We start from the raw sequence: 11,442 nt of genomic DNA, 5'->3' as shown, positions 1-11,442 counted from the left end.
GTTCGGGAGCCTGGTTCAGGCGGCCAGCAGGGCTGCCGCGGTGCGTTCGTCGGTGATCAGGCCGTTGACGAGACGCCTGGTGACGGCGGCAAGGATGCCGGGCAGCTTGCGCTCGCCCATGGCGAGCGCAACGACCAGCGAGCGTTCACGAGACGGCAGCGGCGCGGAAGCAACACGGTCGTTGGTGATGCCGTCGATCAGCTTGCCGTCGCGGTCGAAGGCCCAGCCGACGATCTCGCCGACGGCCCCCGCCTTCTGCAGCGCCTTGAGTTCGGTTTCGGTGATGAAGCCGTCCTCGTAGAGCGGCGCCTGGGGGCCCATGTCGCCGACGCCGACGAAGGTGACGTCGGCCTGGGCGGCAAGCGCCAAGGTCGGCTGGATCAGGGGCTGGCCATGCAGCATGCGGCGCTCGTCCGGCGAGGAGGCAATCGCCGGCAAAGGCATGGGAAAGCTACGTGCCTTGATGGTGTCGGCCATGGTGAAGATGACGTTGTAGAAGGCGGCCGAACCGTCCGGCGAGATGTTGCCTGTCAAGGACACCACCTTGTGCTGCGGGCACTCCATCGGCGGCAACTGCTCGATCGCCGCCTTGAGCGTGCGGCCGGTGCCGATGGCCATGACGATCGGCTCGGGCGAGCGCAGCCATTTCTCGATCTCGGCGGCCGCGGCCTGGGCAATGCCGATCGTCGTCGACGACGAATCCGGATCGCTCGGCGTGACCTCGACGAGGTCGAGCGCAAAGCGCGAGCGGAGCCTGGCCGCAAGATCGAGGCAGTTGGCGATCGGGTGGTCGACCCGGACCTTGATCAGGCCCTCCGACATGGCAAGCGACACCAGGCGCTGCGCGGTCTGGCGCGAGACGCCGAGCTTGGTGGCGATCTGGTCCTGGGTGTTGCCGGCGACATAATAGAGCCAGCCGGCGCGGGCGGCCTCGTCGAGCCTTGGGTTTTCGCTCCGGGAGCTCATGCGTCGTGCCTCATCATCTGCCGAGGCAGTTTCGCAGGGTTTTCGGAAATGCGCAATTGCCCGGCAATCGCGCATTTACTCGGCACCAATTGGACAAGGCAAGACAGATGGAGGCCGTGCCTTGTCGGAGCGGGGTCAGCCGGCGCTGGCAGGCGCGGCGGTGTCGACGACTTCGAAGTCGTGGGTGATGACCGCCGACTTGGCGAGCATGGCCGAGGCCGAGCAGTACTTCTCGATCGACAGGTTGACGGCGCGCTCGACCTTGGCGGGCGCCAGGCCGCGGCCCTTGACCACGAAATGCATGTGAATGCGGGTGAACACCTTGGGATCGGTCTCGGCGCGGTCGGCATCGAGCTCGACGGTGCAGTCCTCGATCGCCTCGCGGCCCTTCTCCAGGATGTGGACGACGTCGTAGGCCGAGCAGCCGCCGGCGCCGATCAGCATCAGCTCCATCGGGCTCGGCCCCGGGGTCTGGCCGCCCGGCTCCTTGGAAGTGCCGAGCACGATCTTGTGCCCGCTGCCGGACTGGCCAACGAAGGTGCGATCCTCAACCCATTTGATGCGTGCCTTCATGACAGCCATCCCTTCCCTGCAAAAACTGTCCGCCTCCATGCGGTCGTCGTTCATAGCCGGGCGAAGGTCGCAGCGTCGAGTGTCACCTTGTGTCGCGGCCGCGATTTCGACATGGAGCCTGGCGGCCTGCCGAAAAACCCGGCGACTGGCCGCGATCCATTCGAGCGGTCAGCCTCTCGTGGAAACAGCCCGTAGTTGAACTTCAGCGCAGGCAGAAAACCGCCATGGACAGTGCGCTCGCGCCGTTCGCCAGTGCGAATGCGCCGCCACAATTCCATGCATGCAAACTAAATCTTCGATCACGACATTCTGTGGGGAACTTTGGCTGTTCACGAAAGTTGAGATGAAGGCAAAAGGTCGAAGTGGTGTTACACTCCCACCGACTTCGGCATTGTGAGGGTGCCATGCAAACACGTGAAACCGACGTCTTCAATCTCTTCTCGGAAATCTACAGCAGTCAGACGACCGAGGAGATGAGCCTCCAGCAGTATCTGCTCGCCTGCCGCGACCAGCCGGCAATGTATGCCACGGCCGCGGAGCGAATGGTGGACGCCATCGGCGCCCCCACGCTGATCGACACAAGCGCGGACCCCCGGATGGGGCGCATCTTCGCAAACCGAACAATCAAGATTTATCCGGCATTTGCCGAGTTCTACGGCATGGAAGACACGATCGAGCGGATCGTCGGCTACTTCCGCTATGCCGCGCAAGGGCTCGAGGAACGCAAGCAGATCCTGTACCTGCTCGGGCCCGTCGGCGGCGGCAAGTCGTCGCTGGCCGAGCGGCTGAAGAAGCTGATGGAAGAGCGGCCGATCTACACGCTCAAGATCAACGGCCAGATCAGCCCGATCTTCGAATCACCCCTCGGCCTGTTCCATCCTGAGCGCATGGCCGATCTGCTCGAAGACAAGTACGGCATCGCCCGGCGCCGGCTGACCGGCCTGATTTCGCCCTGGGCGGCCAAGCGCCTCGAAGAAATCGGCGGCGACGTTTCCAAATTCAGCGTGGTCAAGCTGACGCCGTCGCGGCTGCGCCAGATCTGCATCGCCAAGACCGAGCCCGGCGACGAGAACAACCAGGACGTGTCGGCGCTTGTCGGCAAGGTCGACATCCGCAAGCTCGAGAATTTCAGCCAGGCCGACCCCGACGCCTATTCCTACAGCGGCGGCCTGAACCGCACGACCCAGGGACTGCTGGAGTTCGTCGAGATGTTCAAGGCGCCGATCAAGGTGCTGCATCCGCTGCTGACCGCGACCCAGGAAGGCAACTACAACGGCACCGAAAGCTTCGGCGCCTTCCCCTTCCAGGGCATCGTGCTGGCGCATTCCAACGAATCCGAATGGCTGCAGTTCAAGAGCAACAGGAACAACGAAGCCTTCCTCGACCGCATCCTGGTGGTCAAGGTGCCCTATTGCCTGCGCGTCACCGAAGAGCGGCAGATCTACGAGAAGCTGCTGCGCGAGAGCGAACTGGTGAGCAATCCCTGCGCGCCCGAGGTGCTCGACATCCTCAGCCGCTTCACCGTCTCGACCCGGCTGACCGAACACGAGAACTCGCCGCTCTACACCAAGATGCGTGTCTATGACGGCGAGAACCTGAAGGACGTCGATCCCAAGGCCAAGTCGATGCAGGAGTATCGCGATGCCGCCGGCGTCGACGAGGGCATGACGGGCGTCAGCACGCGCTTTGCCTTCAAAGTGCTGTCGGAGACGTTCAACTACGACACCAAGGAAATCGCCGCCGACCCGGTGCACCTGATGTATGTGCTCGAACAGGCGATCAAGCGCGAGCAGTTTCCCAACGAGATCGAGCAGTCCTATCTCGATTTCATCAAGTCGGAGATCGCCACGCGCTATGCCGAGTTCATCGGCCACGAGATCCAAAAGGCCTATCTCGAAAGCTACAGCGAATACGGCCAGAACCTGTTCGACCGCTACATCGCCTATGCCGACGCGTGGATCGAGGACCAGGACTACAAGGACCCCGACACGGGCCAGATCCTCAACCGCGGCATCCTCGATTCCGAGCTGTCGCAGATCGAGAAGCCTGCCGGCATCGCCAACCCGAAGGACTTCCGCAACGAGGTGGTGAAGTTCACGCTCAGGGCACGCGCCAAGAACAACGGGCGCAACCCGTCGTGGACGAGCTACGAGAAGCTGCGCGAGGTCATCGAGAAGCGCATGTTCGGCCAGGTCGAGGACCTGCTGCCGGTCATCAGCTTCGGCGCCAAGCGCGACAGCACGACCGAGAAACAGCATGCCGAATTCGTCGAGCGCATGACCGAGCGCGGCTACACGCAGCGCCAGGTCCGGCGGCTTGTCGACTGGTACATGCGGGTTAACAAGGCGGGCTGATCGGGGACACACATGCCGAACTTCATCGATCGGCGCCTCAACCCCAAGGACAAGAGCCTTGGCAACAGGCAGCGTTTCCTGAGGCGCGCACGTGACGAGCTGAAACGGGCGATCAACGATCGGGTCAGGTCCGGCAAGATCGAGACCGCGGACCAGGACCAGATCATCCCGATCCCGCGCAAGGGCATCGGCGAGCCGACGTTCCAGCGCGCGCCGCATACCGGCCGCCGGGAGGAAGTGCTTCCCGGCAACAAGACCTTCGGCACGGGCGACCGCATTCCCCGCCCGGCCGCCGGCGGCGGCAAGGGCTCGGACCCGTCATCGTCGGGAGATGGCGAGGACGATTTCCAGTTCGTGCTGTCGCGCGAAGAGGTGCTCGACCTGTTCTTCGAGGACCTCGAACTACCCGACCTGGTCAAGCACAACCTCAAGGAGGTGGTGACCTTCCGGCCGCGCCGGGCCGGCTACACGATGAGCGGCAACCCGACCAGCATCAGCGTCGGACGCACGATGTTCAACAGCTTCGGCCGGCGTATCGCGCTCAGGCGGCCGAAACAGGCCGAGATCGACGATCTCGCGGCGGAACTCAAGAAACTGGAGGGTGAGAGGCGGCCAAGCGCCGCCACCCTGCAACGCATCATGGTCCTGCGCGAGGACCTGGCAACGCTGGCGCGGCGGCGCAAGCTGATCCCCTACATCGACCCCATCGACATCCGCTTCAACCGGTTCGAGCCGCAGCCGGTCCCCAACGCCAATGCCGTGATGTTCTGCCTGATGGACGTTTCGGGCTCGATGGGCGAGCGCGAGAAGGACCTCGCCAAGCGCTTCTTCGTGCTGCTGCACCTGTTTCTCAAACGCCGCTACGAGAAGACCGACATCGTCTTCATCCGCCACACGCACGAGGCCTCGGAGGTCGACGAGGACACGTTCTTCTACAGCACCCAAAGCGGCGGCACGGTGGTGTCCACCGCGCTGGAGGAGATGCTGCGCGTCATCCGCGAGCGCTATCCGAGCAAGGACTGGAACATCTACGCGGCCCAGGCCTCGGACGGCGACAACATCCCCAACGACTCCGAACGCTGCGTGTCGATCCTCGACAAGACGCTGATGCGGCTCTGCCAGTACTACGCCTATGTCGAGATCATCGACGAGCGCGAAAGCGAGATGTTCCGCCATGCCGACAACGGCACGTCGCTATGGAACGCCTATCGCGAAGTCGGCGCCGAGTGGCCGAATTTCGCCATGACGCGCATCGCCAAGCCGTCGGACATCTATCCCGTCTTTCATGAGTTGTTCGCCAAGGCACCAGCGCCGGCAAAACGCGGATGAGGACACCACGTGGAGAATCGCGCCAAAAGCTCCCAACTGCTCTTCACCAGTTCCGACTGGAACTTCGACGACCTGTCGCGCGCCTATGAGGCGATCAAGGAGATCGCGGTCGACGAGCTTCGCCTCGACTTCTACCCCAACCAGATCGAGGTGATCTCATCCGAGCAGATGCTCGACGCCTATTCCTCGATCGGCATGCCGCTGATGTACCAGCACTGGTCCTTCGGCAAGCATTTCGTCCACGAATCGAACCTCTACCGCAAAGGCCGCATGGGGCTCGCCTATGAGCTGGTGATCAATTCCAATCCCTGCATCACCTATCTCATGGAAGAGAACACCATGGCGCTGCAGACGCTGGTCATCGCGCACGCCTCGTTCGGCCACAACCACTTCTTCAAGAACAACTACCTGTTCCAGCAATGGACCGATGCCGGCGCCATCCTCGCCTACATGGAGTTCGCCAAGAGCTACATCGCGCGCTGCGAGGAGCGCTACGGACCGGCGGCCGTCGAGGCGGTCCTGGATGCCGCCCATTCGCTGATGCCGCAGGCGGTGTTCCGCTATCGCCGGCGTCCGCGCCTGTCGGTCGAACGCGAGCAGGCGCGCATCCGCGAGCGGCTGGAGCATGAGGAGCGCACCTTCAGCGACCTGTGGCGGACGTTGCCGCAGGCACCCGAGGCCGAGGCGCCGCGCGGCGTCGAGACCGACATGTCGGAGCGGCAATCGGCGATCGAATATCCCGAGGAAAACCTGCTCTATTTCCTGGAGAAGTACAGCCCGGTGCTGAAATCCTGGCAGCGGGAGATCCTGCGTATCGTCCGCGTCATCGCGCAGTATTTCTACCCGCAGCGCCAGACCAAGGTGATGAACGAAGGCTGCGCCACCTTCACCCACTACACGATCATGAACCGGCTGTTCGACAAGGGCCAGATCAGTGAAGGCACCATGCTGGAGGTGCTGCAGAACCACTCCAACGTGGTGTTCCAGCCCTCCTTCGACGACCCGCGCTACGGCGGCCTCAACCCCTACACGCTGGGCTTCAACATGATGCGCGACATCCAGCGTATCTGCACCGAGCCGACGGCCGAGGATCGCGACTGGTTCCCGGATTTTGCCGGCAATGGCGACTGGTGCGGCACGCTGCTCGACGCATGGGCGACGCATCGCGACGAGTCGTTCATCCGGCAGTTCCTGAGTCCGGCGCTGATCCGCGACATGCGGCTGTTCTCGCTGCAGGAAGAGGCCTCGGACCCCTATTACGAGGTCACGGCGATCCATGACGAACGCGGCTATGAACGCGTGCGCTCGCGTCTCGCCGACAATTACGATGTCGGGGTGACGCAGCCCGACATCCAGGCGGTCGACGCCGATCTCAAGGGCGACCGCAAGCTGCGCATCAAGCACACGGTCCACCACGGCACCACGCTGCAGGAAGATACGCGCAACGAGACGCTGCGCTACATCCAACGCCTGTGGGGCCACGAGGTCAGCATGGTCGGCATCGACGGCACCACCGACAAGACGCTCTACGAAGTCTCGACCAAGGACCTGGGCGAAAAGACTTAGAGCCTGTCCAGCGCAGCCCTCATCCTGCGCACCACGCCGGCATCGGTGCGCTTCGGCCGCGGCGCGACGAAACCGAGCTCCCGCGCCTTGCCGGCGGGAGCGTCGACCGCCATCGAACAAGACGAGTGGACCTGGCGGAAAGGCAGCCGCGCCTGGATGGCGGCGAGGGTTTCGAGATTGACGCCCGATCCCGGCATGATGGCAATGCGGTCGCCGGCATGGGCAAAGCAGGCGGCAAGCGCGTCGAGCCCCTTCAGCGCCGTCGTTTCCCCACCCGAGGTCAGGATGCGCTCGAAGCCTAGCTCGACGGCGAGGTCGATGGCGCCTGCGAAGTCCGGTCCGGCGAGATCGAAGGCACGGTGCAGCGTCATGCCCAGGCCCCTGGCCTGGGTGGCCAGCCCGGCCAGAACCTGGCGGTCGAGGCTGCCATCGGCATGGTTGGCGCCGAGCACGACGCCTTCGAGGCCCGAGGCGCGCACGGCGTCGATGTCGGCCAGCAATGCCGCCATGTCGCTGTCGCCATAGACGAAGTCGCCGGGCCGCGAACGGATCATGGCATAGACCGGGATCGGCGCCTTGGCGGCGAGCGCCATCAGGCCGGGCGACGGGGTCAGGCCGCCGGTCTCCAGCGCAGCGCAAAGCTCGATGCGGTCCGCGCCGCCGGCAATCGCCGAGGCGAGGCCTTCGGGGCTGTCGACGCAGACTTCGAGCAGGATCTTTTCAGGCATTGTCGCTTCAGACACGGGCGATCTCCTGGAGGCCGAGGGCGGCGGCGCCGAGCAGGCCGGGCTCGGTGGTCAGCGCGGCCTTCACCACCAGCGGACCGGCGGCGCGACGCAGGGTGCGTCCGCGGACCTCGCGGTCGAGCGCTTCGATAAGTTCGGGCACGTTGGACAGGCCACCGCCGACCGGAACGACCGACGAGCCGATGATGTTGAGCGTCAGCGCCAGGGGAACGCTGACCAGTTCGAGATAGATGTCGATGGTGCGGCTGGCGCTGGCCTCGCCGGCGCGCCAGCGGTCAATGACCTCGGTGCTCGACAGCACTTCGCCGCAGAGCAGGTGATGCAGCTTCTCCATGCCGCGGGCGCCGCCGATGGTGTCGACGCAGCCGGACTGGCCGCAGCCGCAGGCGAAATGGGGGACCTCGACCGGCGGCTTGCCGACCGCGGTCTGCAGCGCCTTGCCATGGCCCCACTCGCCGGCATAGCCGCCGGCACCGGCAACGATGCGGCCGTCGATGACCAGGCCGCCGCCGACGCCGGTGCCCAGGATGACGCCGAAGACGTTGCGGTGGCCCTTGCCGGCACCGCTGGTCGCCTCGGCCAGTGCAAAACAGTCGGCGTCGTTGGCGATACGGACCGGCAGGCCTATGACGCGTTCGAGGTCGGCTTCGATCAGCCTGCCGTCGAGGCAAGGGATGTTGGCGCATTTCAGGCTGCCCGAAGCGGGGTCGACGACGCCGGCGATCGAGATCGACACGCCTTTCGTGCGGCCCCTGTCCGCCGCGACGCGCCCGGCGATGACGGCGGCGAAGGCATCGAAGTCGTCGAGCGGCGTCGCCACCCTGTCGATGATCTCGATTTCGCCGGCCGAACGGGCGCGGGCGCTTTTTATCGTTGAACCGCCAATGTCGAAGCAGGTAATCATCAAATCAGTTCCCGAAAGAAATTCCGCGGCGGGGCATCCGGCCGGACGCGCCGGATTTCATGACCGATACCGCGCAAAGGAAGCAATGGACAGTTCGCGCAAACGACGGACGTCGCCGACCATCGCCGATGTCGCCGAGCTTGCCGGCGTGTCGCGCGCCATCGCCTCGCGGGCGCTGTCGAGCGAAAGCCGCCCGGTGTCGGCCGACAAGCGGGCGCGTGTGCTTGAAGCAGCCGAGAAGCTGGGCTTCAAGCCCAATCTGCTGGCGCGCAGCCTGACCACCAAGACGGTCAATCTCATCGCGGTCATCGTCAACCACATCCACGATTTCTCCGACCTCGACCTGTTCGACCTTCTGATCGGAGAGATCCAGTCGATCGGAAAGCAGGTCATCTTCCTGCGCGTCGGCTCGGTCGAGCGCATCGAGGAATTCCTGCGCAACGGCGTCGCCTACCATGTCGATGCAGCACTGGTGTTCTCCGATTTTGCCGACGCCGCAAGCGTGCGCAAGATGTTCCGCAGCGACGACGTGCTGATGCTCAACGGCATGCATGACGGCTCCTCGCCTTCGGTCGTTCCCGACGAGGCGATCGGCATCGCCGAAGCGGTGGCCGACGCCGCCGGCAAAGGGGTCGCCACTGCGGCCCTCGTCACCGGCCGTGTGTCCTCGCCGGTCGAGCAGATCCGCGTCGCCGCCTACAAGGCCGAGATGCAGCTGCACGGCATCCGGCTCGTTGCCGAGCTGCGCGGCGACTATTCCTACGCCAGCGGCCGGCAGATGGCGCAATCGGGCGACTGGCCCGATGTCGACGCGGTGTTCTGCACGTCGGACGCGATGGCGATGGGCGTGATGGACGTTCATCGCGACGGCTTCCCGCAAAATCAACCCAGGCGCTTCAGGCTCTACGGCTTCGACAATCTGTCGCTGACCGACTTCGAAGCCTATCCGATCTCGTCCATCGGCTACGACAAGAAAGCCTATGTCGGCGAGATCCTGCGCTTCCTCAGCCGTCCGGGCGAATTCGCCGACGGCAAGGCCGACGTGACGGTGCCGACCTTCTTCGTGCCCCGGGCGACGTCGTAGGGCGAAAATGGTCGAACTCGCCGGGTAAGAACTAAGTCGCCCCTCACCCTTACCCTCTCCCCGTGAAGGACCGGGAGAGGGGGGCATCGGCGTTGCCGCTTCGTCCTTCTCCCCGTCGTTACGGGGAGAAGGTCCGGCAGGGGATGAGGGGCAGCGCAGCGCGCCCCGTTGCATGCCTTACCAGAGCGGGGTGAGCGCAGGCGGATTGGCGGTTTCGCCCCACCACTTCTTGTAGTTGGTCTCGTAGGCACCGCTCTGGATGTAGTCCGACACGAACATGTCGATCCAGCGGACGAAACCCTCGTCGCCCTTGGCGACAGCGATGCCGATCGGGTCGTTGGAGTGCAGGCCCGGCAGCGTCACCAGGTTCTCGTTCTTGGTGGCGAGATAGTCGAGCAGCGAGGAGTCCTCGATGGCGGCGTCGACGCGCTTCTGCTGCAGCAGCAGCACGCCTTCGGGCGAGAAGTTGTCGGTGTAGACCAGTTCGGCTTGAGGCGCCGCAGTCTTGATGAAGGTTTCGCCCGTCGAGCCGCGGCCGACGACGATCTTCTTGCCGGCGAGGCCTTCGAGCGACGTGATGCCGGCGTCCTTCTGGACGATGATGCGCAGGCCGGCGCGGTTGTAGGGGATCGAGAAGTCGACCGACTTGGCGCGCTCGAGCGTCGCCGAAGTGTTGGCGACGGCGATGTCGATCTGGCCGGAGACCAGCATCGAGATGCGGGCGTCGCCCGACACGTCGACGAATTCGACCGGCACGCCGAGCTTTTCGGCGAGCATGGTGGCGACGTCGACGTCATAGCCGACTGGATTGTTCTGGGCGTCGCGGAAGCCGATCGGCTCGCCGCCGAGCGACACGCCGATGCGGACGGTGCCGCGCTCGCGGATCTCATCGATCTTGCCGGCCTGGGCAGCGCCCGTGGCCGCCATGCCGATGGCAAGCGCCATGCCGGCCAGTTTTGTGATCAGGTTCTTCATTTTCCCTCTCCCTCGGGTTGTTAGGATGTGAACGGTTCGGCGAAGCGATGTTCCGGCTCGGGCAGGCTTTCGTCCCAGAACCAGTACTTGATCTGCTCTTCGCAATTCAGGCTGACGACCTTGTGGTTGCCGTTGGCATCCAGCGCATGGATGACGACGCCGGCGAGGAACCCGCTTTTCAGTTCGCGCAGCTCCTCGATGGCAAGCGCAATCGCCTGCTCCAGCGAATGGCCGAGGCGCATGGCAAGCACGATGGTGCGGGCGGTGCCGCAGCGCATCGTCATCTCGCCGGTATGGGTGCAGGCGGCGGCGCCGAAGCGGCTGTCGGCATAGAAGCCGGCGCCGGGGATGGGCGAGTCGCCCAAGCGGCCCGGATACTTCCAGGCCCAGCCGGAGGTCGAGGTGACGACGTTGAGCCCGGCCGTACTGTCCTTGGACAGGAACACGGTGGTGTCGCGCACCCGCTCGGGATCCGTGATGGTGCGGCTGAGCGGCGCCAGCGGAACGTCGGGGAATTTCGCCAGTTCTTCGGGCGAAAGCTCCTTTTCGAGCCGCTGCCACCAGACGCGCTTGCTGTCTTCGTAGAGCGTCTCGTCGACGCCAAAGCCGATCTCGGTGGCGAAGCGGCGCGCGCCGTCGCCGGTCAGCATGACATGCGGCAGGCGCTTCATCACCTCATGCGCAAGGGCGGCGACCGGAATGGTGTCCGGCACCGCACCGACCGAACCCACTTCGCGCGTCGTGCCGTCCATGACGCCGGCGTCGAATTCCATGCGGCCCAGCATGTTCGGCCAGCCGCCGAAGCCGACCGAGCGGACCTTGACCTCGCGCTCTACCTCACTGATGCCGGCGACCATGGCATCGATGCCATGGCTGCCAGCCTTCAGAAGGTCGACGCTCTTGGAGAAGCCGGGCCAGGCCTCGGAATTGGCAAGCAGGATCATT

The 11,442-nt window shown here is 64.7% G+C and carries 10 protein-coding genes; 4 read left to right on the top strand and 6 right to left on the bottom strand.

What is annotated here, in order from left to right; translation table 11 throughout:
- Positions 1-15: 15 nt before the first annotated feature.
- Together GGR00_RS08300 and GGR00_RS08295 are read right to left on the bottom strand one after the other, a co-directional pair.
- Positions 16-966: a sugar-binding transcriptional regulator gene (locus GGR00_RS08300; protein WP_055981457.1), complete on the bottom strand. Its 951-nt coding sequence runs from the start codon at positions 964-966 to the stop codon at positions 16-18.
- A 135-nt stretch (positions 967-1,101) separates the two neighbouring features.
- Positions 1,102-1,539: an OsmC family protein gene (locus GGR00_RS08295; protein ID WP_184699145.1), complete on the bottom strand. Its 438-nt coding sequence runs from the start codon at positions 1,537-1,539 to the stop codon at positions 1,102-1,104.
- A gap of 404 nt (positions 1,540-1,943) precedes the next feature.
- Between GGR00_RS08295 and GGR00_RS08290 the strand changes: the two genes are divergently transcribed.
- The 3 genes from GGR00_RS08290 to GGR00_RS08280 are packed head-to-tail and all read left to right on the top strand — an operon-like array spanning position 1,944 to position 6,788.
- Positions 1,944-3,893 (top strand): PrkA family serine protein kinase, encoded by a 1,950-nt coding sequence (locus tag GGR00_RS08290; protein WP_055981454.1) that lies wholly within the window; start codon positions 1,944-1,946, stop codon positions 3,891-3,893.
- A 12-nt stretch (positions 3,894-3,905) separates the two neighbouring features.
- On the top strand, positions 3,906-5,222 hold the full coding sequence (locus GGR00_RS08285) for a YeaH/YhbH family protein (RefSeq protein WP_184699143.1): 1,317 nt from the start codon (positions 3,906-3,908) through the stop codon (positions 5,220-5,222).
- Positions 5,223-5,231: 9 nt separating this feature from the next.
- Complete coding sequence (locus GGR00_RS08280; protein ID WP_055981447.1) at positions 5,232-6,788, top strand: SpoVR family protein; 1,557 nt, start codon at positions 5,232-5,234, stop codon at positions 6,786-6,788.
- Here the strand turns inward: GGR00_RS08280 and GGR00_RS08275 are convergent.
- Together GGR00_RS08275 and GGR00_RS08270 are read right to left on the bottom strand one after the other, a co-directional pair.
- Positions 6,785-7,516 carry a copper homeostasis protein CutC gene (locus GGR00_RS08275; RefSeq protein ID WP_184699440.1) on the bottom strand — a complete coding sequence of 244 codons (732 nt, stop codon included), beginning with the start codon at positions 7,514-7,516 and terminating at the stop codon, positions 6,785-6,787. The two genes, GGR00_RS08280 and GGR00_RS08275, sit on opposite strands and share 4 nt — an antisense overlap.
- A 7-nt stretch (positions 7,517-7,523) precedes the next feature.
- On the bottom strand, positions 7,524-8,438 hold the full coding sequence (locus GGR00_RS08270) for an ROK family protein (protein ID WP_184699141.1): 915 nt from the start codon (positions 8,436-8,438) through the stop codon (positions 7,524-7,526).
- A gap of 85 nt (positions 8,439-8,523) precedes the next feature.
- On the opposite strand from GGR00_RS08270, the gene GGR00_RS08265 reads away from it, so the two are divergent.
- The gene (locus GGR00_RS08265; protein WP_184699139.1) at positions 8,524-9,522 is read left to right on the top strand and encodes a LacI family DNA-binding transcriptional regulator; all 999 of its coding nucleotides are present in this window, start codon (positions 8,524-8,526) and stop codon (positions 9,520-9,522) included.
- A gap of 177 nt (positions 9,523-9,699) precedes the next feature.
- On the opposite strand, the gene GGR00_RS08260 is transcribed toward GGR00_RS08265, so the two are convergent.
- Both GGR00_RS08260 and GGR00_RS08255 read right to left on the bottom strand, forming a co-directional pair.
- Positions 9,700-10,497: a transporter substrate-binding domain-containing protein gene (locus tag GGR00_RS08260; protein ID WP_055981435.1), complete on the bottom strand. Its 798-nt coding sequence runs from the start codon at positions 10,495-10,497 to the stop codon at positions 9,700-9,702.
- Positions 10,498-10,517: 20 nt separating this feature from the next.
- Complete coding sequence (locus GGR00_RS08255; protein ID WP_184699137.1) at positions 10,518-11,441, bottom strand: isoaspartyl peptidase/L-asparaginase; 924 nt, start codon at positions 11,439-11,441, stop codon at positions 10,518-10,520.
- Between the last annotated feature and the right edge of the window lies 1 nt (position 11,442).

This window comes from Aminobacter aganoensis (genome assembly GCF_014206975.1).
GTDB classification, from domain to species: Bacteria; Pseudomonadota; Alphaproteobacteria; order Rhizobiales; family Rhizobiaceae; genus Aminobacter; species Aminobacter aganoensis.
Note: the sequence above shows the minus strand (reverse complement) of the source record. Positions and strands in the feature narration are given on the sequence as shown.

Excerpts from the sequence above, each read along its gene's own strand:
- GGR00_RS08295 (WP_184699145.1), bottom strand. The coding sequence starts at position 1,539 with ATGAAGGCACGCATCAAATGGGTTGAGGATCGCACCTTCGTTGGCCAG.
- GGR00_RS08255 (WP_184699137.1), bottom strand. The coding sequence starts at position 11,441 with ATGATCCTGCTTGCCAATTCCGAGGCCTGGCCCGGCTTCTCCAAGAGC.
- GGR00_RS08285 (WP_184699143.1), top strand. The coding sequence starts at position 3,906 with ATGCCGAACTTCATCGATCGGCGCCTCAACCCCAAGGACAAGAGCCTT.
- GGR00_RS08270 (WP_184699141.1), bottom strand. The coding sequence starts at position 8,438 with ATGATTACCTGCTTCGACATTGGCGGTTCAACGATAAAAAGCGCCCGC.
- GGR00_RS08275 (WP_184699440.1), bottom strand. The coding sequence starts at position 7,516 with ATGCCTGAAAAGATCCTGCTCGAAGTCTGCGTCGACAGCCCCGAAGGC.
- GGR00_RS08300 (WP_055981457.1), bottom strand. The coding sequence starts at position 966 with ATGAGCTCCCGGAGCGAAAACCCAAGGCTCGACGAGGCCGCCCGCGCC.
- GGR00_RS08265 (WP_184699139.1), top strand. The coding sequence starts at position 8,524 with ATGGACAGTTCGCGCAAACGACGGACGTCGCCGACCATCGCCGATGTC.
- GGR00_RS08290 (WP_055981454.1), top strand. The coding sequence starts at position 1,944 with ATGCAAACACGTGAAACCGACGTCTTCAATCTCTTCTCGGAAATCTAC.
- GGR00_RS08260 (WP_055981435.1), bottom strand. The coding sequence starts at position 10,497 with ATGAAGAACCTGATCACAAAACTGGCCGGCATGGCGCTTGCCATCGGC.